The organism is Massilia sp. CCM 8734, from assembly GCF_011682155.1.
Lineage (GTDB): Bacteria > Pseudomonadota > Gammaproteobacteria > Burkholderiales > Burkholderiaceae_D > Telluria_A > Telluria_A rubra.
In genome coordinates, this window is sequence record NZ_WHJI01000222.1 from 1 (window position 1) to 351 (window position 351).

Consider the following 351-nt stretch of genomic DNA (forward strand, 5'->3'; position numbering starts at 1 on the left):
CTTCAAGCACGTAGATGTTGACATCTTCCTTGCAGCGGGCGTAGGCGAGGGTCTGGTCGAAGGAGAACTTCTGCCTGGCAAGCTTGGCGATCTGCGCGAACTGGTCCGCTGGCGGGAGGCAGGCCAGTTCGCGTACGGTCTTTCTGCCCCAAGTCGCGGTTCCATCCCGGTGAAGGGGCCGCATGGCGATAGGTATGGGACGCAACGCGGCACGCATGGACGGCAGCTGCGGATCGTTGCGCACGTCCCGCGCCTCCAGGTTGAGCTTCACATAAGGTTGCCAGTCGAGCCGGCGTCGAAGGCGGCGCATCAGCATGCGGTAGAACGTGGGCCGGGACAGATCTTGTTTGA

Annotated in this window: 1 protein-coding gene; it reads right to left on the bottom strand. The window is 62.7% G+C overall.

The window, feature by feature from the left end:
- On the bottom strand, positions 1-351 hold a 351-nt coding region (locus F2P46_RS36345; RefSeq protein ID WP_166899358.1), incomplete at both ends, for a hypothetical protein.